Source organism: Szabonella alba (genome assembly GCF_016765775.1).
Taxonomy (GTDB): Bacteria; Pseudomonadota; Alphaproteobacteria; order Rhodobacterales; family Rhodobacteraceae; genus Szabonella; species Szabonella alba.
Genome location: NZ_JAESVN010000001.1, coordinates 326690 through 348338, shown reverse-complemented (window position 1 = coordinate 348338; position 21649 = coordinate 326690). Strand labels below are relative to the sequence as shown.

General features: G+C 66.1%; 12 protein-coding genes. 10 read left to right on the top strand and 2 right to left on the bottom strand.

Going from position 1 to position 21649, the window contains the following annotated elements; all coding sequences use genetic code 11:
• Positions 1-330: 330 nt before the first annotated feature.
• From JL811_RS01585 to JL811_RS01570, 4 genes are read left to right on the top strand one after another with little or no spacing between them, the layout of a single operon-like run.
• Entirely contained in the window at positions 331-6753 is a 6423-nt protein-coding gene (locus tag JL811_RS01585; RefSeq protein ID WP_202686497.1) for a type I polyketide synthase, read from the top strand.
• A gap of 5 nt (positions 6754-6758) precedes the next feature.
• Positions 6759-7775 (top strand): glycosyltransferase, encoded by a 1017-nt coding sequence (locus tag JL811_RS01580; RefSeq protein WP_202686495.1) that lies wholly within the window; start codon positions 6759-6761, stop codon positions 7773-7775.
• Between the two features lies 1 nt (position 7776).
• Positions 7777-12378 carry a MupA/Atu3671 family FMN-dependent luciferase-like monooxygenase gene (locus tag JL811_RS01575; protein WP_420496753.1) on the top strand — a complete coding sequence of 1534 codons (4602 nt, stop codon included), beginning with the start codon at positions 7777-7779 and terminating at the stop codon, positions 12376-12378.
• The gene (locus JL811_RS01570; RefSeq protein ID WP_202686493.1) at positions 12371-13018 is read left to right on the top strand and encodes a 4'-phosphopantetheinyl transferase family protein; all 648 of its coding nucleotides are present in this window, start codon (positions 12371-12373) and stop codon (positions 13016-13018) included. The genes JL811_RS01575 and JL811_RS01570 overlap by 8 nt, the downstream gene beginning before the upstream one ends.
• Here the strand turns inward: JL811_RS01570 and JL811_RS01565 are convergent.
• Positions 13000-13323 (bottom strand): AzlD domain-containing protein, encoded by a 324-nt coding sequence (locus JL811_RS01565; protein WP_202686491.1) that lies wholly within the window; start codon positions 13321-13323, stop codon positions 13000-13002. The genes JL811_RS01570 and JL811_RS01565 overlap by 19 nt on opposite strands.
• Positions 13320-14039, bottom strand: a complete 720-nt coding sequence (locus tag JL811_RS01560; protein WP_202686489.1) for an AzlC family ABC transporter permease — start codon at positions 14037-14039, stop codon at positions 13320-13322. The genes JL811_RS01565 and JL811_RS01560 overlap by 4 nt, the downstream gene beginning before the upstream one ends.
• Before the next feature lie 171 nt (positions 14040-14210).
• On the opposite strand from JL811_RS01560, the gene JL811_RS01555 reads away from it, so the two are divergent.
• The 6 genes from JL811_RS01555 (at position 14211) to JL811_RS01530 (ending at position 21627) form a co-directional block, all read left to right on the top strand.
• A complete protein-coding gene (locus JL811_RS01555; RefSeq protein WP_202686487.1) occupies positions 14211-15992 on the top strand; it encodes an IlvD/Edd family dehydratase in 1782 nt (593 codons plus the stop codon).
• A gap of 81 nt (positions 15993-16073) precedes the next feature.
• Positions 16074-16814, top strand: coding sequence for an SDR family oxidoreductase (locus JL811_RS01550; protein ID WP_202686485.1), 741 nt, complete (start codon positions 16074-16076; stop codon positions 16812-16814).
• 358 nt (positions 16815-17172) lie between these two features.
• Positions 17173-18318 carry a pseudouridine synthase gene (locus tag JL811_RS01545; RefSeq protein WP_202686483.1) on the top strand — a complete coding sequence of 382 codons (1146 nt, stop codon included), beginning with the start codon at positions 17173-17175 and terminating at the stop codon, positions 18316-18318.
• 199 nt (positions 18319-18517) lie between these two features.
• Positions 18518-19408 carry a 5-bromo-4-chloroindolyl phosphate hydrolysis family protein gene (locus JL811_RS01540; RefSeq protein WP_202686481.1) on the top strand — a complete coding sequence of 297 codons (891 nt, stop codon included), beginning with the start codon at positions 18518-18520 and terminating at the stop codon, positions 19406-19408.
• A gap of 54 nt (positions 19409-19462) precedes the next feature.
• Positions 19463-20632 (top strand): toxic anion resistance protein, encoded by a 1170-nt coding sequence (locus tag JL811_RS01535; RefSeq protein WP_202686479.1) that lies wholly within the window; start codon positions 19463-19465, stop codon positions 20630-20632.
• Positions 20633-20709: 77 nt separating this feature from the next.
• Positions 20710-21627 carry a DUF2927 domain-containing protein gene (locus tag JL811_RS01530; RefSeq protein ID WP_202687155.1) on the top strand — a complete coding sequence of 306 codons (918 nt, stop codon included), beginning with the start codon at positions 20710-20712 and terminating at the stop codon, positions 21625-21627.
• The last annotated feature ends 22 nt before the right edge of the window (positions 21628-21649 follow it).

Sequence of the window (21649 nt, the reverse complement as noted above, 5' to 3'; positions counted from 1 at the left end):
GAAAAGGTTAACGTCGATTCGAGCCTTCGGGCCGGGGCCCTTCCCGTCCTGCCACAAACCATTGTTTCAGAACGCAGACCAATGCGCCCAGGGGATCTGCTCCGCACCGGTCCGCAAAGGCCTTCCCGCCACGATCCGCCCGGCTTTCTGTCGAAAATGTGGCAAAGGTTTGTCATTGTTGCCCCTGTCGCACCGATCGCGCAGCGGTGGCAGGGCGGGTATCGCCCGGGGCCACTTTAAGCTATTTTTAACCTTCCATGGGCAACCGGACGGGGCTTGGCCGCTGGCGCGCTGATCCCCATCTGAAGGCTGCATAAGGGCCAGTGACGCATGAAGGATATTGAATCCCCCCCCCGCCTGCCGGGTGAGACCGACATTGCCATTGTCGGCATGGCGGCGCATCTGCCGGGGGCGGGGTCGGTTGCGGACTATTGGGCCAATCTGAAGGCCGGGGTCGAATCCATCCGCCAGTTGACCGAGGCAGAGCTTCTGGCCGCAGGCGAAAGCCCGGCCCGGTTGCGCAATTCCAATTACGTCCGCGCCGCAGCACCGCTGGATGGATTTGAACGGTTCGACGCGGAATTCTTTGGCTTTTCCCCGAAAGAGGCCGCAATCCTTGACCCCCAGCACCGGCAGTTTCTGGAAGTGGCATGGGAGGCGCTGGAGGATGCGGGCCACCCGCCTGAAGCCTTCCCCGGCGCCATCGGCGTCTTTGCGGGCTGCGGGATGGGGAGCTATTTCTACTTCAACCTGTGTTCGAACCCCGATCTGGTCGACAGCACCGGCATGTTCCTGCTGCGCCATACCGGAAATGACAAGGATTTCCTGTCCACCCGCGTCAGCCATGTCTTTGATCTGCGCGGACCCAGCATCAACATCCAGACCGCCTGTTCCACCTCGCTGGTCGCGGTGCATTACGCGGTTCAGGCGCTGCTCAATGGCGAATGCGACATGGCGCTGGCGGGCGGTGTCACCATCGAACTGCCGCAGGGGCGGGGATACATCTTCAACGACGGGGAAATCCTGTCGCCCGACGGCCATTGCCATGCTTTCGACCATCGCGCGCAAGGCACGGTGTTCGGCTCGGGCGCGGGTTGTGTGGTGCTGCGCCGCGCGGTCGATGCGGTCCGCGACGGCGATCATATCTGGGGCATCATCAGGGGTACGGCGGTCAATAATGACGGGGCGGCCAAGGCGGGGTATCTGGCCCCTTCGGTGGACGGGCAGGCCCGCGCCATTGCCGAGGCGCAGGCAATTGCCGGGGTCGATGCGCGCAGCGTCGAGTATGTCGAATGTCACGGCACCGGCACCTATCTGGGCGACCCGATCGAGGTTTCGGCCCTGACCGAGGCGTTTCGCCAGACCACGGATGCGGAAGCGTTTTGCCGCATCGGATCGGTGAAAACCAATATCGGCCATCTGGATACGGCGGCCGGGGTGGCCAGCCTGATCAAGGCCACGCTGGCGCTCTATCACCGCCAGATGCCGCCCAGCCTGAATTATGAGGCCCCGAACCCCGCCATCGCCTTTGAGGGCAGCCCCTTCATGGTCAATGACCAGTTGACCGACTGGCCGCGTGGCGATCATCCGCGCCGCGCGGGCGTCAATTCTCTTGGCGTCGGCGGCACCAATGCCCATGCCGTGCTGGAGGAAGCCCCCGACCGGCCCGCACCCGAGGTTTCGGACTGGCCGTTTCAGCCGCTGGTGATCTCGGCCCGCAGCAAGGCCGCACTTGACGGTCAGGCCACAAGGCTTGCCGCCCATCTGCGCGCGCACCCCGAACAATCGCTTGCCGATGTGGCATGGACGCTGAAGGAAGGCCGCCGCGCGTTCGAAAAACGCCGCGTGATCGTGGCCGAAACCCATGAGGACGCCGCGCGCCTGCTGGAAGGCGCCGATCCGCGCCGGGTCTGGTCGCATGACCATCTGGGGGACGCGCCCGAGGTTGTGTTCATGTTCCCCGGCGGCGGCGCGCAATATGCAGGCATGGCGCGGGATCTGTATGAAACGGAACCCGAATTCGCCGACTGGATGGATCGCGGGCTGGCCGTGCTGCAGCCGATGCTTGATTACGATATCCGCGCGCTGTGGCTGCCGGATCAGGGGGCCGAGGCGGCGGCGGATGCGCGGCTGAAACGCCCCTCGGTGCAATTGCCGCTGATCCTGATCGTCGAATATGCGCTGGCGAAGCTTTATCAAAGCTGGGGGGTGGAGCCCGTCGCCCTTGTCGGTCATTCGATGGGCGAAAACACCGCCGCCTGTCTGGCCGGGGTGATGGGTTTCGAGGATTGCATCGGTCTGGTGCATCTGCGCGGCACGCTGTTCGACACGGTTCCGCCCGGCGGGATGCTGTCGGTCCCGCTGGAGGAGGCGGAGCTGGCGCCTTACCTGACGGATGATCTGGACATGGCATCCGTCAATGCTCCGGGGTTGTGCGTGGTGTCAGGCCCGGATGCGGCACTGGCGGGGCTGGCCGAACGGCTGGCGGCCGACGGGGTGGAAACCCAGCGCATCGCCATCGACATCGCCGCCCATAGCCGGATGCTGGAGCCGATCCTGCACCGTTTCGGCGATTACCTGCGGTCGATCAGCCTGAATCCGCCGCAGATCCCCGTGATCTCGAACCGAACCGGCCAGCCGCTGACGGCGGCCGAGGCGACCGATCCCGAATACTGGGTCGCGCATCTGCGCAACACCGTGCGCTTTGCCGCCTGCATGGACTGCCTCCGCGCCGAACCGGGGCGGGTCTATCTGGAAATGGGCCCCGGGCGCGCGATGTCATCGCTGGCGCAGGCCAATGGCGTGGCGCAGGGGCAGATCGTGTCTGCCCTGCGCCATCCCGAACAGAAGATGCCCGATGACATGTGGCATGTGGCAACCATCGCGCGGCTATGGGCCTGCGGCGTGCCGGTGGACTGGGCGCCCATCTGGGGCGGGGCGCGGCGGCGCCGCGTATCGCTGCCGACCTATGCCTTTCAGCGCAAACCCTATTTCATCGAACCGGGCAAGGCCGCGGCGATAGAGGCCGAGGCCCTGCCCGCCCGCATCGACGATATTGCCCGATGGGGCTGGAAACCCCATTGGCGGCCCCGCGCTGCGGACTGCGAAATTGATGTCGAGGCCGGGCTGGAGGGATCGACCCCGCAGACATGGCTGCTGTTTCTGGATGAGGCGGGGCTGGGCCGCGCCACTGCCGATCTGCTGCGCCGTGCAGGGCATCGGGTGGTCACGGTCCGGGCGGGGGATGGGTTCCGCAAGGGGGCTGACGGCTATACCCTCGCCCCCGAACGCGGGCGCGAAGGCTATGACGCACTGATCCGCGATCTGGTCCTGTCCGATCAGGTGCCGACCCGGATCGCGCATTTCTGGCAGGTCACGGACCGGGAGACCTTCCGCCCCGGATCAAGCTTCCTGCACCGCAATATCGAGCAGGGATTCTACGCGTTGATGTTCCTTGCGCAGGCCATCGGGGGGGAGGGGCTGCCCGGCCCGATCCACCTGACCTCCGTGACAAATGGCGCGGTCAGGGTGCGGAATGAGGCATTGCCCCATCCCGAAAAGGCCACCGTGGCCGGGCCTTTGCGGGTGATCCCGCATGAATTGCCGGGCATGACGGCGGCACAGATCGACGTGGTTCTGCCCCGGACCCCGCGCCGGGGCCGGGCGGATCATGCGCCGCTGGCCCTGCAATTGCTGGAGGATCTGCTGTCGCCGCCTGCCAATGCGTTGGTGGCGCTGCGCGGCACGCGGCGGCTGGAACGCGGCATCGCCCCGGTCGCCCTGCCCGAAACTGGCCCGGGGGCAGGGCTGGACCTGCCCCGGGGGGCCACGGTTCTGGTGACGGGCGGCTTCGGCGGCATCGGCCTGACCCTTGCCGAGGATCTGATCCGCCGCCATGGCGCGAAGATCGCCCTGATCGCCCGCCGCCCCCTGCCCCCCCGCGCCGATTGGGAGGCCGAGATCGAGGGGCAAACCCCCGCCGCGCGCCGCATCATGGCCCTGAAACGCCTTGAGGCGATTGGCGGACAGGTGTCGGTTCTGGTCGCCGATGTCTGCGACCGCAGCGAAATGGCCGGGGCGATTGCCCGCGCCGCCGCCGAACTGGGTCCGATCCGCGCCGTGATCCATGCGGCGGGGGTGGTGGATGATGGTCCGATCCTGTCCAGGACCCCGGCGACGGTCGAGGCGGTTCTGGCCCCGAAACTGCATGGCACGCAGGTGCTGGACGCGCTGTTTCCCGATGGCGCGCTTGACCTGTTGGTTCTGTTCGCCTCAACCTCGACCCTGACCGGTCCGGCGGGGCAGGTCGATTATGTGGCTGCCAATGAATATCTGAACGCCTATGCGCAGTCGCGCGCCGGAGGGCGCACGCGGGTTGTGGCGCTGAACTGGGGCATCTGGCAGGGCGTCGGCATGGCTGCCGAGGCGCTGGCCGACCGTCTGGGAAAAAGGCCCGAGGCCCCGCGCCTGCCGGTCAAGGCGCCGCTGCTGGATGAGGTCGGGTTCGACCGCGACGGCAACCGCGTCTTTACCGCGCCCCTTGGCACTGATCACTGGATCCTTGACGGGCACCGCATCCGCGACGGGCAGCACAGCGGGGCGGGCGCGGCGCTGATCCCCGGCACGGGCTATCTGGAACTGGCCGCTGAGGCGCTGGCCGCCGAGGGCGTGGACGGGTTCGAAATTCGTGATCTTTACTTCTTCCGCCCGCTGGATGTGCCGGATGGCGAAAGGCGCGACATCCGCGCGAAACTGATCCGCAGCGATGAGGGGTACGGGTTCGAACTGCGCTCATCCGTGCCGGTGCAGGGCCGCACGGGCTGGCAGATGAACGCCACCGCCCGGCTGATCCCGCGCGCGCCTGATCAGGGGCGGATCGACCCCGCCGCAATTGCCGCGCGCTGCAATGCGCCCGAAACCGGTGAGGGGCTGCGCTCGCCGCAAGAAGAGCATCTGGAGTTCGGCCCGCGCTGGCGGGTGATCCGGTCCCGCGCGCTGTCGCAGGATGAGGGGATCGCAACGCTGTCCCTGCCCGACGAATTCGCGGCGGAGGCCGGCGACTGGCCGCTGCATCCCGCGCTGATGGATCTGGCAACCGGCTGGGCAATGGGGCTGATTGGGGGTTACCAGCCCTCGCATCTCTGGGTGCCGGTCAGCTATGGATCCGTCCGCGTTCATGCGCCCCTGCCCGCCACGGTGGTCAGCTGGGTGCGCAATGCGGGCACGAACCGCGCCGAGGGGCCGGTGGCCGCTTTCGACATCACGCTGGCCGATGCCGAGGGGCATATCTGCGTCGACATCACCGGCTTCACCCTCCGCAGGCTTGAGGGCGGGCTGGTCCTGTCCCCCCCCGGCCCGCGCGACCTGGACTTTGACGAAACCCCCGGCGCGCGCAACCTGTCCCCAGCCGAGGAACGCTTTGCCTGGACCCTGACGCAAGGCATCCGGGCCGAGGAAGGGGCCGAGGCTTTCGCCCGCGCGCTGGCCACGGGGCTGCCGCAAATCGTGGTTTCCTCACTGGATCTGCCCGCGCTGATCGCGCAGGCCGACCGGGTTGAGGCCGTGCGCCCCGAGGGACAGGCCTTTGAACGCCCCGATCTGGACAGCGATTATCTTGAGCCGCGCAATGAGATCGAGCGCCGTCTTGTCGCCTTCTGGCAGGATCTGCTGGGCGTGGCGCAGGTGGGGGTCGAGGATGACTTCTTTGCGCTTGGCGGGCACAGCCTGATCGCGGTGCGGCTGTTTGCGATGGTGCGCAAGACATGGTCGGTCGATTTCCCGATCTCGGTGCTGTTCGAGGCCCCGACGATTGCCGCCTGTGCCGCGCTCATCGAGGAGCGCATCGGCCCGCAGGAGGATGGCGAAGCCACGGCACTGCAGGCACCTGCCCGCCGCTTCATCCATCTGGTCGCCATGCATGAACGCGAGGGCGGGTCGAAAACGCCCTTCTTCCTTGTCGCGGGAATGTTCGGCAATGTGCTGAACCTGCGGCATCTGGCGCAACTGATCGGGGGCGACCGGCCGTTTTACGGGCTGCAGGCGCGCGGGCTTTACGGCGATGCCGAGCCGCATCGCACCATCCCCGAAGCCGCCGCCGATTACATTGCCGAATTGCGGCAGGTGCAGCCGCATGGTCCCTATCTCTTGGGCGGGTTTTCGGGCGGCGGGCTGACCGCATGGGAAATGGCGCATCAACTGGAATCCGCGGGCGAAACGGTTTCGGCGCTGGTCCTGCTGGACACGCCCCTGCCGATGCGCCCTGCCCTGACCCGCGCCGACAAGGCCATGATAAAGCTGGCCGAACTGTGCAAGCGCGGCCCCGGCTATCTGGTCGACTGGGCCCGTGCCCGCTGGGACTGGGAAATGCGCAAGCGCCAGCCACATGCCGCGCATGAGGCCGAGGGCGCCTTCCACAATGCCGCGATCGAGGCGGCGTTCCGGCAGGCCATCGTTGATTATGAACTTCCACGACGCGAGGGGGAAACCGTCCTCTTCCGCCCACCGCTGGATCTGCATTGGCAGGTCACTTCGGGCAACTGGGTCAGCGCCGCGCGGGAATATGTCTATGCCGACAATGACCTGACCCGCTTTGCCCCCGCGCTGGAGGTGATCGAGGTGCCCGGCGATCATGACAGCATGGTGCTGGAACCCGATGTCCGCACACTGGCCGCGCGACTGCGCCGGGTCATCGCCCGCATCGAACCTGCAGGCGCGGCCCCGGGGCAGCCGTCGTTTTCACGGGCGGCGGAATGACCGGCATGGCGCGCAGCATCCTGACCGTGATCCTGAACTGGCGCACAGCACCAATGACGCTGCGCGCGGCCGAGGCCGCCCTGCGCGCGATGGAGGGGCTAACCGGCGCCATCACCATCGTCGACAATGACAGCGGCGATGACTCCTTCGAGGCCCTGACCGAGGCGGTCGCCTTGCGCGGCTGGGACAAGGGCGCCGTGCCGGTGCGGGTGCTGCAATCGGGGCGCAATGGCGGCTTTGGCGCGGGCAACAATTTTGGCATCCGGGCCGGACTGCCCGGCGGGGCGCGGCCTGATTATATCTATATCCTGAATTCCGACGCCTTCCCCGAACCGGATGCGATCCGCGCGCTGTTCGACCGGCTGGAAACCCATCCCGGCACCGGATTTGCAGGCAGTTTCATCAAGGGCGAGGACGGCGTGTCGCATCGCACGGCCTTCCGCTTCCCCTCGGTCGCATCCGAATTTGAAGGCGCGGTCCGCTTTGGCCCGGTGTCCCGACTGCTGCGCCGCCGGATCGTCGCCTTCCCCATCCCCGAGGCAACGCAAGCCGTGGACTGGCTGGCCGGGGCCAGCATGATGATGCGGCAGGATCTGCTGGACCGGATCGGATTGTTCGATGAACGCTTCTTTCTCTATTTTGAGGAAACCGAGCTTTGCCACCGTGTCGCCGATGCCGGTATGGCCATCGACTATGTGCGGACCAGTGAGGTTGTGCATATCGGATCAGTCTCGACCGGGATGAAGGGCTGGCGCCGAATGCCCGGCTATTGGTTCGACAGCCGGCTGCATTATTTCACAAAGGTCCATGGCCGTGCCTATGCAGCGCTGGCCACGCTTGCGCTGATCGCGGGGGCGGCGCTGTGGCGGGCGCGCCTGTTGGTCCAGCGCAAGGACCGGCAGGACCCGCCGATGTTCCTGCGTGATCTGATCGCCCATTCGCTGCGGGCAGCCCTATTGCGGGGCAAAGGACGGCCCGCCGCCCCGCCAAGCCATACCGCCCCCGGGCGGGAAGGAGCCTGAGATGACCATGCTGCGCCTTTTGCTGATCGGCAATGAATCCCTGACCATCCAATGCGGGGAAATGGCATTGGCGCGCGGGCATGGCATTGCCGCCGTGGTGACACGCAGCGCCGAAGTGCGGCATTGGGCCGAAGGGCGCGGGCTGCGGGCCGTGGCGCAGGGACCGGATGCTGTCGCCCGGCTGGGGGGGCTGACGGTGGACTGGCTGCTGTCGGTTGCCAATCTCAATGTCATTCCCGAACCGGTTCTGACCTGCGCGCGTCGGGGGGCGGTAAATTTCCACGATGGCCCCCTGCCCCGTCATGCGGGTCTGAACGCCCCGGTCTGGGCGTTGCTGGCGGGCGAGGCGCAGCACGGCATCACATGGCACCGGATGACCGGCGGCGTGGATGAAGGCGCGATTCTTGAACAGCGGATCTTCGACATCCACCCCGATGACACCGCGCTGACGCTGAATACGCGCTGTTTCGAGGCGGCAATCGACAGTTTTCCCGCCCTCTTGGACCGGCTGGAAAGCGGCGATGCGCAGGGTATCGCGCAGGATCTGTCCGACCGCAGCCTGCATCTGCGGTCGGACAGACCGGCAGCAGCAGGGCGAATCGACTTTACCGGCACGGCGGAGGAGGCGCTGCGGCTGGTCCGCGCGCTGGATCATGGCAGCTATCTGAACCCGCTGACCTGCGCCAAGATCGCGGTCCAGGACCGCGTGCTGGCCGTGGGCAAGGCGGCGCTGGAGACTGGCGCGGGCGCCCCCGGCGCTGTGCTGGAGGCGACCGAGGCCGGGCTGGTGGTTGCCTGCAGCTCCGGGGCGTTGCGCCTGATGTCGCTGCGCGACATGGGCGGCAACGCGGTCTGCCCGCGCAGTCTGGGCGTGGATCGTCTCCCCTCCCCCGATGCGAAGGAGGCCGCGCATCTGACTGCTGCCCTTGCCGGGGTCGCAGCGCAAGAGGCACAGATGCGCCGCGCGCTGGCGGGGATGGAGCCTGCCGCGATTGCAGGCACGCAAACCACCGGCGCGGCGGATTGGCAGCGGCTGGATCTGCCGGGCGCTTGGGCCGCCAAGGCCTTTGGTGCGTTGCGGGCACTGGGCCTGACGGCGGCGGATCATGCCCATTCCAACGGCGCGGATCCCGCACCGGGATATGTCAGCCCGTGGTCGCCGCTGACCGTGACCGTGACAGGCAGTGCCACTGAGGCACAGACCGCCTTTGACGTGGCGCGGAAGCGTGCCCTTGGCCGTGTGGGATTTGCCACCGATCTGCCGCTGCGCGACCCGGCGCTGGCCGGATTGCGGATGCCGCAGGTAGCGCTGAATGAAGCCGATGCCCCGCTTCTGGGCAGTGTCATTACCCTGACCGCCGGGGCGCTGCATTACGACCGCTCCCGCCTGCCCGACGCAGAGGCAACCGCCCTTGCCGCCCGTATCGCGACCTTTGCAGCCGGGTTCAGCGGGGAGGCCGAGATTGCCACCCTGCCGATCCTGCCGCCAGCCGAGGCCGAAGAGATCCTGCAACGACTGAACGCCACCGAAACCGGTCACGACCGCAGCCTGACCGTTCATCGCGCGTTTGAGGCGCAGGTCGCGCGGACGCCCGAGGCCATCGCGCTGGTCTTTGAAGGCACGGCGCTGACCTATGCTGCGCTGAACGCCCGCGCCAATCGGGCGGCGCATGTGCTGCGTGACATGGGTGTGCGGCCCGGCACGCTGGTCGGGCTTTGCGTCACACGCTCGGTCGATCTGCTGGTGGGCGCGCTGGCGATCCAGAAGGCGGGCGGGGCTTACGTTCCGATGGACCCGGCCTATCCCGCCGAACGCATCGCGCTTTATATCGAGGACAGCGCCGCCCCGGTGATTGTCACGCAATCGGGTCTTGCGACCACGCTTACCACCGGCACGGCACAGGTGCTTGAGATTGACCGCGATCCGCGCCTTGCCACGGCGGCGACCACCGATCCCGATGCTGGCGCAGGCCCCGATGATCTGGCCTATATGATCTACACCTCAGGCTCGACCGGCAGGCCCAAGGGCGTGATGGTCGAACACCGCAATGTCACAAATTTCTTTACCGGCATGGATGCCCGTATCGGCACCGAACCGGGTGTCTGGCTGGCCGTCACCTCACTGTCTTTCGACATTTCGGTGCTGGAACTGTTCTGGACGCTGGCGCGCGGCTTCAAGGTGGTGATTTCTTCGGATGAGAACCGGGCGCTGGTGTCCTCGGGGCGGATCGCCACGGGGCAGGGAATGGAGTTTTCGCTTTATTACTGGGGCAATGATGATGGCGTTGGCCCGAAGAAATACGAATTGCTGCTGGAAGGCGCGAAATTCGCCGATGCCAACGGCTTTGTCGCGCTCTGGACGCCCGAGCGGCATTTCCACGCTTTCGGAGGCCCCTATCCCAACCCGTCAGTGACGGGCGCGGCGGTTGCGGCAGTGACGAAAAACCTTGCCGTGCGGGCCGGGTCCTGCGTTGTGCCGCTGCACCATCCGGCACGGATTGCCGAGGAATGGGCCGTGATCGACAATCTGACCAACGGGCGGGTGGGCATGGCCATCGCCTCGGGCTGGCAACCCGAGGATTTCGTGCTGCGCCCCGAAAACACGCCGCCTGCGAACAAGGCCGCGATGTATGCCGCCGCCGATCAGGTGCGGCGTCTGTGGCGCGGTGAGGCGGTGGAGTTTCCCAAGGCCGATGGCACCATGCTGCCGGTCGTCACCCAGCCGCGTCCGGTTTCCAAGGAACTGCCGCTCTGGGTCACCACCGCAGGCAATCCCGATACATGGCGTGAGGCGGGCGCGCTTGGCGCCAATGTGCTGACGCATCTTCTGGGCCAGTCAGTTGATGAAGTGGCCGAGAAAATCGGGTTCTATCACGAGGCGCTGCGCGCGGCGGGCCATGATCCGGCGGACCACAAGGTGACGCTGATGCTGCATACCTATGTCGGCCCCGACCGCGACACCGTGCGCCGCGTGGCAGAGGGTCCGATGAAGGCCTATCTGGCCGCAGCCGTGGGGCTGGTGAAGCAATATGCCTGGGCCTTTCCGGCCTTCAAGAAACCGCAGGGCGTGACGAACCCGATGCAGATCGACCTGCGCAGCCTGTCGGATGAGGAAAATGCGGCGATCCTCGATTTCGCCTTCCAGCGGTATTTTGAGGATTCAGGGCTGTTCGGCACGATCGGGGATTGTCTGGACCGTGTCGAAAGTCTCAAGCGGATCGGGGTCAATGAGGTGGCCTGCCTGATTGACTACGGCATCGCCCCCGAAATGGTGCTGGAAGGGCTGACCCCGCTGGCCGAGGTGCTGCGGCGGTCCAATGCCGGGGCGGGCCCCGAGGAAGGCGACTGGTCGATTGCCGCGCAACTGCTCCGTCACCGGGTGACACATCTGCAATGCACGCCCTCGATGGCGCGGATGATCGCGATGAATGACCAAAGCCGCGCGGCCCTTGCCGGGGTGAAAACCCTGATGCTGGGCGGCGAGGCGCTGCCCTCGGCCCTTGTGCGCGACCTGCAGGACACGACACAGGCGCGGATCCTGAACATGTATGGCCCGACCGAGACCACGATCTGGTCTACGGTCGAGGAGGCCATGCCGGGTGACGGCATCGTGAATATCGGCACCCCCATCGCCAATACGCAGGTCTATGTGCTGGATGAGGCGCTACAACCCGTGCCGCGCGGCATTGCCGGGGAATTGTGGATCGGCGGCGAGGGTGTTACGCGCGGCTATTGGCAGCGCGAGGATCTGACGGCGGAGCGGTTCCGCCCCAACCCGTTCCATGCCGGGCGGATGTATCGCACCGGCGATCTGGTGCGCCTGCGCGCCGATGGCAGGCTGGATTTTCTGGGCCGCGCCGATCATCAGGTCAAACTGCGCGGCTACCGGATCGAGCTGGGAGAGATCGAGACGGTGCTTGAGGCGCAGCCCGGTGTGGCGCAGGCCGTCGTCATGGCGCGCGAGGACAGCCCCGGCGATCTGCGGCTGGTGGCCTATCTGCGCGGCGCCGCGACCGGGGCCAGCCTGCGCGCCGCGCTGGCGGCGGTGCTGCCTGACCATATGGTGCCGCAGCATTTCGTCACGCTGGACAGCTTCCCCCTGACCCCGAACCGCAAAGTGGATCGCAAGGCCCTGCCCCCGCCTTCGGCCAATGCACCCGTTGCCACAGCGCCGGATTTCGTGGCCCCCGCCGGGCTGGAGGGCCGGATTGCCGCGATCTGGGCCCGCATCCTTGGCTTGCCGAAGGTGGGCGCGAAGGACAATTTCTTTGGTTTGGGTGGTCATTCGCTGCTGGCGGTGCAGGCGCATCGCGAAATCCGGGCTGAACTGGGGGCGGCGGCGGCACGGTTGTCGATCACCGATATCTTCCGCTTTCCGACGCTCGCCGCCCTTGCCGCGCATCTTGAGGGCAGCACGGCGTCGGGGGCCCTGCGCCCGGCTGCCCCACGGCAGCCCCCCCCCTCCGCGCCCCTTGCGCCTGCTGGTGCGACACACGGTCCGCTGCGGGGCATTTCGGACCGGGCCGATGCGCGGGCCGAGGCGATGGAACGGCGGCGCGCGATGCGGGCGGGACGGGCAGGCCGGACCGGCGTGGATGCCTGACCTTACCGCCCTTGCGGCTGCGGTCTCGGCGCTGTTGCCGCCGGGCTGTGCGCTGGCCGCCGCCGATCCGGGGCAGGAAGCCAGCGGCCTCCTGCCCGGTGAGGCGATCAGCGCCACCGAAACAAGACTGCGCGAATTCGCCGCCGGTCGCCGGGCGGCACGGCAGGCCATGGCGGCCCTGGGCCTTGCCTCTGCCGCGATTCCCATGGGCCGCGACCGTGCGCCGCTCTGGCCCGGGGGGATTGTGGGCTCCATCTCCCACAGTGCCACCGCCTGCCTTGCCGTGGTCACGACGCGTCCCCTGCTGCTGGGGCTGGATCTGGAACCCGAGGCGGATCTGGCCCGCGATCTCTGGCCGATGGTGCTGCGCGACGAAGAGGCCGCGCGAACCCCGGACCCCCGGCATGCCATGGCCGTCTTTTGTGCCAAGGAAGCCGCCTATAAAGCGCAATACCCCCGGACCCGCCATCTTTTCGATTTTCAGACGCTGGAAATCTCGCTGTCCGACGACCGCTTCACCGCCTGTTTTCGGGCCGCCGTGCCGGGTTTCGCCCTAGGCTCGATGCTGGAGGGGCGGATCATCCGGGCCGCCGGGCATATCGCGGCGCTGGTCGCCACGGATCAGCCCGTCAGCGCCTGAAGCAGCCAGAGCGTCATCATCCCCGCCGCCAGCGCCGCGATCACGCCAAAGCGCCAGCCTGCATAAAGGGCTGCCGCCGCCGCGAAAATCCGCATCGGATCAGCCGCGCCACCGGTCGCGGCGGGCCAGAGCACCATCGGCACCACCATCGCGGGCAGCACGCCCACCCCGACATAGCGCAGATGCACCAGCAGCCAGTCCGGCAATTCCCGCCCCCCCAGAAGGCCCAGAAAGGAAAACCGGATCAGCCATGTCAGAACCCCCAGAAGGATCGTGACCAGCCAGAATGTGCCCGTGTCGATCATGATGCTTTCCTTTGCGCGCGGCGGCGCTGCCAGAATTCAACCTGTGCCGCCACGGCAATCGCCAGCATCGCCGCAAGGATCACGCCGAAATTCCACGGCACGGCCTGAAACAGGATCGAGGCCAGAACCGAAACGAAAGCCCCGATGATATGGGCCGCACTGCGCAGCATCGGCGCGAAAAGCGCGATGAAGCAGACCGGCACCGCAAAATCGGCCGACAGCGCGGGGGGAATCGCCTGTCCGATCACCGCGCCCAGAAAGGTGCACAGATACCACGGGATACAGACCACGGTGATCGAGCCGAAATAATAGGCGATCTTTTCGGCCAGCGGCATCTGCGGTTCCACCTCGAACTTGTTCGAGGCGACCGCATAGGTCTGGTCCACCATGACATAGGCCATCAACACCCGCAGCCGCATGGGCGCGGCCCCCAGATGCGGCACCAGCGCCGCCGAATACATCGCCATGCGCAGATTGACCGCCAAAGACGCCAGCAGCACCACAAAGACCGGCGCCTGATCGGCCAGCAGGCTGAGCGCGGTGAACTGTGAGGCGCCCGCAATGACCATGGCCGACATGGCCACGACCTGAAACACATCCAGCCCCGCATCCCGCGCCACCACGCCGAACAGCAGCGAGAAGGGAATCACGATGACGATGAAAGGGCTGCAATCGCGGAAGCCCTGCCAGAAAACCTGACGCTGACGGGTGCTCATCGATGGCTTCTCCTGCCTGTCAGGACCCTGCCGGATGGCAGGACGGGCGGGAGCGGGGGCAAATCTGGGCACATGAATTTCACTTTTGCCGTTTTTCTGTTGCGATCTGGTATACCAAAACGCAATATACGGGCAGAGTGCAATCCCCATCCAACAGCCGGAAGCCAAAACATGTCCGATACGCGTGCGAACAGGAAATACCGTTCCCAGGAATGGTTCGACAACCCGAATAACCCCGGCATGACCGCGCTTTATATGGAGCGCTATCTGAATCAGGAATACACGCGCGGCGAACTTCAGGGCGAGCGCCCGATCATCGGCATCGCCCAGACCGGCAGCGACATCTCGCCCTGCAACAAGATCCACGTCTTCCTGATGGACCGCATCAAGGCGGGCATCCGCGATGCGGGCGGGGTTCCGATGGAATTTCCTGTCCATCCGATTCAGGAAACCGGCAAGCGCCCCACGGCGGCGCTGGACCGCAACCTTGCCTATCTGAGCCTTGTCGAGGTGCTGCACGGCTATCCGATCGACGGGGTGGTGCTGACCACCGGCTGCGACAAGACCACGCCTGCGATGCTGATGGGGGCCGCCACGGCGGATCTTCCGGCCATCGCGCTGAATGGCGGGCCAATGCTGGATGGCTGGTGGAACGGGCGGCTTGTCGGATCCGGCACTGTGGTCTGGGAAAGCCGCCGCCTGCTGTCGGAAGGCAAGATTGATGTCGAGGAATTCATGTCCCGCGTCGCGGCCTCGGCCCCCAGCCTTGGCCATTGCAACTCGATGGGCACAGCCAGCACGATGAACGCCATGGCCGAGGCGCTTGGCATGAGCCTGACCTCCTGTTCCGCGATCCCCGCGCCCTTCCGCGAACGGATGAACATGGCCTATGAAACCGGGCGCCGCATCGTCGCCATGGTGGAAGAGGATCTGAAACCCTCGGACATCCTGACGCGGGAAGCGTTTGAAAACGCGATCATCGTCAATTCTGCCATCGGCGGATCGACCAATGCCCCGCCGCATCTTCAGGCGGTCGCCCGTCATGCGGGTGTCGATCTGCATGTGACCGACTGGCAGAAGGTCGGGTTCGAGGTGCCTCTTCTGGTGAACATGCAGCCTGCGGGCAAATATCTGGGCGAATCCTTCTACCGTGCGGGCGGCGTTCCGGCGGTGATGGGCGAACTGGCCTCGGCGGGCCGTCTGCATGGCGGCGCGATGACGGTGACCGGCAAGACCATGGCCGAAAACCTGCAGGGCTGGGCCAGCCGCGATACCGAGGTCATCAAGACCTATGCCGAGCCGATGCGCCCGAATGCGGGCTTCCTTGTGCTGTCGGGCAACCTCTTCGACTCCGCCCTGATGAAAACCTCGGTGATCTCTGCCGATTTCCGCGCCCGTTTCCTGTCGGATCCCGGCAAGGAAGGCATCTATGAGGCGCGCGCCATCGTGTTTGAGGGCCCCGAGGACTATCACGACCGCATCAACGATCCGGAACTCGACATCAACGAGAATGACATCCTGTTCATTCGCGGCGTCGGTTGCGTGGGCTATCCCGGTTCGGCCGAGGTGGTGAACATGCAGCCACCGGATGCGCTGATCCGGGCAGGCATCAACCATCTGCCCACGGTGGGCGACGGGAGGCAATCGGGCACATCCGAAAGCCCCTCGATCCTCAACGCCTCACCGGAATCGGTGGTGGGCGGCGGGCTTGCCTATCTGAAAACCGGGGACCGGGTGCGTCTGAACCTCAATGACAGCACGCTGAACGCCCTTGTCGACGATGCCGAATGGCAGGCCCGCAAGGATGCCTGGACCGCGCCCGATATCCGCAGCCAGACCCCCTGGCAGGAGATCTATCGCAAGACGGTCGGGCAACTGGCCGATGGTGGCTGTATCGAGCTTGCGACCGCCTATCACAAGGTCTGCCGCGACCTGCCGCGCGACAACCACTGACCCCGCTTTCAGGGCCGTGCCCTTGCGGCGCGGCCCTTGCCTTGCGGCATCGGCCGCGCCCCTGACGGGAGGAGAGTCCCCATGTCTGCAAATACCATCATCATCACCGGTGCCGGATCCGGCATCGGCCGCGCCACGACGCGGCATTTTCTGGAAAACGGCTGGAAGGTCGGGCTTGTCGGCCGCCGCGCCGATGCGCTGGAGGAAACCGCGGCAGGCCATGCCGAGGCGCTGATCCTGCCCTGTGACGTGACCGATGAGGGGCAGGTCGATGCCACCTTCGACAAGGCCACCGCCGAATGGGGCCATCTGGACGCGATCTTCAACAATGCCGGTGCCGTTCTGCCCGCGACCCTGATCGACGAGATCAAGGTCGCCGACTGGAAACGGGTGACGGATGTGAACATCACCGGCATGTTCCTGTGCGCCCGCGCGGCCTTCCGCGTGATGCGCAATCAGGATCCCAAGGGCGGGCGCATCATCAATAACGGCTCCATCTCGGCCCATGCGCCGCGCCCGGGGTCAGTGCCCTATACCGCGTCGAAACATGCGGTTTCGGGCCTGACCAAGACGATCAGTCTGGACGGGCGGCCCTTCAACATCGCCTGCGGCCAAATCGACATCGGCAATGCACTGACCGATATGGCGGTGGCGATGACCAAAGGCGTGCCGCAGGCCAATGGCACCAACGCGATTGAGCCGGTGATGGATGCAAGGGAAGTCGCCCGCGCGGTCTGGCATATGGCCGGGCTGCCGCTGGACACCAATATCCAGACGCTGACGATCATGGCGACCAATATGCCCTTCGTCGGGCGCGGCTGAGGCTGGGTTCGAACTTTCCTTGGTCGGGGCCATCGCCCCGGCCATGCGAAACGGTATCCATCTGCCGTCTGGTGGCCCCAAGGCCGCCGGACAGCACCCACCCGCCCCATGGCGGGTGCTTCGCCCCCGCCCGGGGAGGCGCTGTCCTTTGTGATTGCGCTTGACTGCCGATCCCGGGGCAAAGGTTGCGATGCGGGCGGAGAAAAGCGATGATTTTCCTACTCCGCCCGCCCCACCCCGACCACTTCATCAACCGATCTTGCACCGCAAGCCTTCCGCCTCTATCCTCCAGGCCTCGGGGGCAACGGGCCCCTAACGCCCAGCCACGTCGCGAGGACGTCGCAACAGGAGGTCCGCAATGACCAAACCCCCGAAATCCCCCGCCTTCGATGGCGATGCGCGCATACAGTCGCGCCCCGCGACCCGCGTGATCCGCCGCCCGGCCCCAGCCGTGGCGAAAGAGGCCGGAAAGATCGCCGCAAAGACGGCGGAGGGTGAACGCATCGCCAAGGTCCTGTCCCGCGCAGGCGTCGCATCGCGGCGTGAGGCGGAACGGATGATCCAGCTGGGGGAGGTCGCGGTGAATGGCCGCGTGATCGACAGTCCCGCGCTGAATGTCAGCCCCAAGGACCGCATCACCGTGAATGGCAAACCCGTCGGCGCGCCCGAACCCGCGCGGCTCTGGCTTTACTACAAACCCGAGGGTCTGGTCACCTCGGCCTCGGACGAAAAGGGGCGTGAGACGATCTTCGACCATCTGCCCGAGGATCTGCCGCGTGTGATGTCGGTCGGGCGGCTGGATCTTAATTCCGAGGGGCTGCTGCTGTTGACCAATGATGGCGAACTCAAGCGCCGTCTGGAACTTCCCTCAACCGGGTGGCTGCGCAAGTATCGGGTGCGGGTGAAGGGCAATCCGGCCGATGCCGATCTGGAACCCCTGCGCCGGGGCATCACGGTGGAAGGTGAGGATTTCCAGCCCATGACCGTGACGCTGGACAGGATTCAAGGCGCGAATGCGTGGTTGACCGTGGGCCTGCGCGAAGGGCGCAATCGCGAGATCCGCCGCGCCATGACGGCAATCAAACTGACGGTGAACCGGCTGATCCGGGTCAGCTATGGCCCGTTCCGGCTCAATGAGCTCAAGCCCGGCGATGTCGAAGAGATCCGCCCCCGTGTGCTGCGCGATCAGCTTGGGCTGTCCGAACCTGACGAGGCGGAAAAACCCGCCCGCAAACGCCCCGGACAGGCCACGGCCAAACCCGGCGGCCGCGCCCCAAGACCGGAAACCGGCACAAGGGCAAAGACGGGCGCAGGGGCGAAGACGGGCACCGGAGCCAAAACGGGCACCGGGCAAAAACCGGGGACAAGTACGAAACCGGCCGCAGGTCCAAAACCCCGGGTCGGCGGAACCGCCCTGCCCCGCGCAAAACCCGCAACCGGCGGCCGCCCGACGCGCGCCAGCGGCGGCCCCGGGCCGGCAAAACCCCGCCCCCGTGGGGAATAGTGGGGAATAAAGGCACCCATTTCCCCGCGAACACCCTTTATCGGGCAATCCCGCCTGCCTATAGTCCGTCTTGTGGCGCATGCGTCGCAAGGTTTCTCTGTTCACCAGGATCGCCCATGTCCGGCAAAAGCCTTTCCACCCTGTCCTTCCTGCTGCTGCTGGCGCTGACGGTCTATGTCGCTGGGCTGGGGGCGGTCTGATGGCGCAGCGTTTTGGCGGAAAATTCAGCTCCGACAGCGCCCGCCCCCCGGCGGCGGCACCGGGCAGCGCACCCCCGCAAGGCGGGTTCAGGGGCAAACGGCCCACGCGGGTCGGGTTCCGGTCCAACCTGCTGTTTCTGATGCCTTTCCTCTTCGCGATCCGCGCCTTTCGCGGCGATCCGGGTGATCTGATCCTTGGTCTGGGGGTCTTTGCCCTGCTGATGGCCGCCGCATGGCTGACGCGTGAGGGGCTTGTGGCCGAGGAAGCCTACGAATCGCGCCGCATCGCCCGCCGCCCGGCCTTTCCGCGCAAGATCTTCGCCTCGGTCCTGACCGGGGCGGGGCTGGGATTGGGTGTTGTCATGGCCGGACAGGGCGTGGTGATCGCGGGCCTTCTGGGTCTGATCGGTGCCGCGCTGCATCTGGGGGCCTTTGGGGCCGACCCCCTTAAGGACAAGGGGGCCGAGGGTGTGGACCAGTTCCAGACCGACCGCGTTGCCCGCGCCGTGGACGGGGCCGAACAGCATCTGGCCGCGATGCGCGACGCGATCCTGCGCGCCCGCGACCGCGCATTGGAGGCGCGGGTGGAGCGGTTCATCACCACAGCCCGGGGCCTGTTCCGCACGGTCGAGGGCGATCCGCGCGACCTGACCGCCGCACGGCGCTATCTGGGCGTCTATCTTGAGGGCGCGCGCGACGCGACGGTGAAATTTGCCGATCTTTACGCCGATGGCCGCAACCCTGCGCAGCGCGCCGCGTATGAGGCGCTGCTGGACGATCTGGAAACCACCTTTGCCCGCCGCACCACCGATCTTCTGTCCAACAACAATTCCGATCTGAATGTCGAGATTGAGGTTCTTCGGGAACGTCTCGAGTTCGAAAACCGTTAACCCGCGCCTCGGGGCCGTTTCAGCGCCCCGGCCGTTTCATTGAAGGTTTGTCCCATGTCCGACGCCACCCGCAAAGCTGCCGAAACCGCCCTTGCCGAGGTCGAGAAGGTCACGGCCATCGTCCTGCCCGAACCGGGCCGTGAGATCGTGCCACTGGAAGCAGCCCCTGCCCCGCAGGCCGAGGAAATCAGCCGCCGCATGGCCGAGATCGACCTTGGCAGCACGCAGTCGATCATTTCCTTCGGCTCGCGCGCCCAATCCGAACTGCAGGTCATCAGTCAGGAAATGCTGGTGGATGTGAAAAACAAGGATGTCGGCCCGGCGGGCGACAGCCTGCGCAACATGGTGTCAACCATCCGGGGATTTTCGGTTTCCGAACTCGATGTCCGGCGTGAGCGCAGCTGGTGGGAAAAGCTGCTTGGCCGCGCAGCCCCCTTTGCGAATTTCGTCGCCAAGTTCGAGAATGTCCAAGGCCAGATCGACAAGATCACCGAGGAATTGCTGAGCCATGAGCACAAGCTGCTGAAAGACATCAAGTCGCTGGATCTGCTCTATGAAAAGACGCTGGCCTTCTATGACGAACTGGCGATCTACATCGCCGCCGGTGAGGCCAAGCTGAAAGAGATCGACGCGACCGTGATCCCGGCCAAAGAGGCCGAGGTGAAGGCCGCGCCCGAGGAAAAGCAGGTCATGGCCGCGCAGGAATTGCGCGATATCCGGTCCGCCCGCGACGATCTGGAACGCCGGGTGCATGACCTGAAACTGACCCGTCAGGTCACCATGCAGTCGCTGCCCTCGATCCGGCTGGTGCAGGAAAACGACAAAAGCCTTGTGACCAAGATCAACTCTACCCTCGTGAACACCGTGCCGCTGTGGGAAACGCAGCTTGCGCAGGCGGTGACGATCCAGCGCTCGCGTGAGGCGGCAGAATCGATCCGGGCGGCCAATGATCTGACCAATGATCTACTGACCGCCAATGCCGAAAACCTGCGGGAAACCAACCGCGTCGTGCGCACCGAAATGGAACGCGGCGTCTTTGACATCGAGGCGGTGAAGAAGGCCAATGCAACCCTGATCGCCACGATCAATGACAGTCTGCAGATCGCCGAAGAGGGCAAGGCCAAACGCGCCGCCGCCGAAGAGGATCTGGTGAAGATGGAGGCCGAACTGCGCGACACGCTGGCCTCGGCCCGGGCGCGCCCCCCCGCGCCCGCGCAAAGCTGAACCGGACCGCGATGCCCGCCGCCCGCCGCCTTGCCTGCCCGCCCGGGCGTTCCCTGCCCGCCCGGCTGCGGTTCTGGATGCTTGCGGCGGGGGGCGCGTTGTCCCTTGCGTCCTGCGATGTCGCAGCCCCCGTGCCGCCCCGCGCCCCCGAGGCCCCGCCAGCGCAGGAAAGCCCTGCCTATGAACGCTCGACCGAAAGTGCGGCCTTGCGGACCTATTACGCAAGGCTGCAATCGGACCTGCTGGCGCGCGGGTTGATGCGCAGCGATGACGGGCGGCGCGACGCGCCCTTCAACGCGCGGATGCTGGTTGCGAATTTCATCCGTATCGCGATGCATGATGAATTCGACAACAGTTCGGGCCGGCTTGTCGCGCGCGAAACCGAAAGCCGGTTGCGCCGCTGGAATGCTCCGGTGCGGATGGCGCTGCATTTCGGGCCTTCGGTCCCCGAGGCGCGGCGCGGCACCGAACGCGCCCGCGTCGCGTCCCTCCTTGCGCGGCTGTCGCGGGTGACGGGCCATTCGATCCGTCTGGCGGACGGGGACGCAAATTTCCACCTGCATATCGTGGATGAGGATGAACGCCGCGCGCTTGGCCCCGCCATTGCCGCCGCCATGCCGGGGATGAGTGCGTCGGAAATCGCAGCCTTCACGCAGATGCCCACCGCGACCTATTGTCAGGTCTCGGCCATGGTGGACAATGCGACCTCGGAATATCGCCGCGCCTTTGCCGTGCTGCGAACAGAACATCCCGACCTTCTGCATCTGGCCTGCCTGCATGAGGAAATCGCCCAAGGCATGGGCCTGCCGAATGACAGCCCGCAGGCGCGCCCCTCGATCTTCAATGACGATCAGGAATTTGCGCTCTTGACGCCGATGGATGAACTGATGCTGCGTATGCTCTATGATGCAAGGCTGCGCCCGGGCATGTCCATCGCCGAGGCACGCCCGATCATCGAGACAATCGCCGAGGAATTGCTGGGCGGCTCAAGCTGACCCCGCGCTGGAAAGGATCAGA

What these genes read in the sequence shown, in the direction of transcription:
- JL811_RS01585 (WP_202686497.1), top strand. Translation starts at nt 331, where the DNA reads ATGAAGGATATTGAATCCCCCCCCCGCCTGCCGGGTGAGACCGACATT.
- JL811_RS01580 (WP_202686495.1), top strand. Translation starts at nt 6,759, where the DNA reads ATGGCGCGCAGCATCCTGACCGTGATCCTGAACTGGCGCACAGCACCA.
- JL811_RS01575 (WP_420496753.1), top strand. Translation starts at nt 7,777, where the DNA reads ATGACCATGCTGCGCCTTTTGCTGATCGGCAATGAATCCCTGACCATC.
- JL811_RS01570 (WP_202686493.1), top strand. Translation starts at nt 12,371, where the DNA reads ATGCCTGACCTTACCGCCCTTGCGGCTGCGGTCTCGGCGCTGTTGCCG.
- JL811_RS01565 (WP_202686491.1), bottom strand. Translation starts at nt 13,323, where the DNA reads ATGATCGACACGGGCACATTCTGGCTGGTCACGATCCTTCTGGGGGTT.
- JL811_RS01560 (WP_202686489.1), bottom strand. Translation starts at nt 14,039, where the DNA reads ATGAGCACCCGTCAGCGTCAGGTTTTCTGGCAGGGCTTCCGCGATTGC.
- JL811_RS01555 (WP_202686487.1), top strand. Translation starts at nt 14,211, where the DNA reads ATGTCCGATACGCGTGCGAACAGGAAATACCGTTCCCAGGAATGGTTC.
- JL811_RS01550 (WP_202686485.1), top strand. Translation starts at nt 16,074, where the DNA reads ATGTCTGCAAATACCATCATCATCACCGGTGCCGGATCCGGCATCGGC.
- JL811_RS01545 (WP_202686483.1), top strand. Translation starts at nt 17,173, where the DNA reads ATGACCAAACCCCCGAAATCCCCCGCCTTCGATGGCGATGCGCGCATA.
- JL811_RS01540 (WP_202686481.1), top strand. Translation starts at nt 18,518, where the DNA reads ATGGCGCAGCGTTTTGGCGGAAAATTCAGCTCCGACAGCGCCCGCCCC.
- JL811_RS01535 (WP_202686479.1), top strand. Translation starts at nt 19,463, where the DNA reads ATGTCCGACGCCACCCGCAAAGCTGCCGAAACCGCCCTTGCCGAGGTC.
- JL811_RS01530 (WP_202687155.1), top strand. Translation starts at nt 20,710, where the DNA reads ATGCTTGCGGCGGGGGGCGCGTTGTCCCTTGCGTCCTGCGATGTCGCA.